Source organism: Bacillus sp. BB081 (genome assembly GCF_008368895.1).
Taxonomy (GTDB): domain Bacteria; phylum Bacillota; class Bacilli; order Bacillales; family Bacillaceae_G; genus Bacillus_A; species Bacillus_A wiedmannii.
Map to the genome: position 1 here is coordinate 1 of NZ_QOZX01000135.1, position 764 is coordinate 764.

General features: G+C 30.9%; 1 protein-coding gene and 1 pseudogene. Both read right to left on the reverse strand.

The window, feature by feature from the left end:
- Window positions 1-235 precede the first annotated feature (235 nt).
- Window positions 236-526: a hypothetical protein gene (locus tag DN394_RS29685; RefSeq protein ID WP_000786998.1), complete on the reverse strand. Its 291-nt coding sequence runs from the start codon at window positions 524-526 to the stop codon at window positions 236-238.
- Window positions 527-587: 61 nt separating this feature from the next.
- A pseudogene (locus DN394_RS29690) lies at window positions 588-764 on the reverse strand (T7SS effector LXG polymorphic toxin); the annotation flags it as partial.

Below are 764 nucleotides of genomic sequence, written 5' to 3' on the forward strand. Positions count from 1 at the left end.
TTTTCCATTATATTTTTTTAATTTAGTTGGCATATCCCAATACTCCATCTCATTTTCAAACTCATATAATCCAAAAGTAAGGCACATGTTTCTTCCTTTTTTTTCAAAAAAAATAATTATGTTATCTTTATCAAAGTCTTCATAAATAATATTTATTTTAGTGTCATTCATTCTTGCACACCTTCCCAAGTAGTATAAATTACTAGATTATCATTTTTAACCATACAATAAATTATTACTTACTCCCGATTCTATATAAATGATAATATTTATCATATAAACCACAACATGCGTCCATTCCTGGGTTTGCACTCATTGACTTTTCGATCACTTTTTCCCATGAACCATACTTATTAAATGAAGAATCTGCCGTTGGACCATGTGGATTACCATATTTAACCTCATTTCTAGCCATTACACGCTCTAGCCCTTTTGGATCATCTATATAATCATTTAATCGATTCTGATTTCTTTGATTATTTACCGCTCTTGCAATTTCTTCAATTGAATTTCCCTCATTCTTCATTTTATTAACAAGTTCTATAATATTATCATTTTTATCATGATAACTCTGCCTTCTTACAGTTACCTGAGCCTCTTTGAATAGCTTCCCACATCTTTTTCGCTGTTTCAAACGTGCCAACTATAATGTCTGCCGCATCGTGCCAAGCATTTCTAATTGGAGATTTCTCCTCAATTATGTTATTTGTTTCTATATCTTTAATTGACTGATCATTTTTTCGGGCTGTTTCTTCTATAATCCC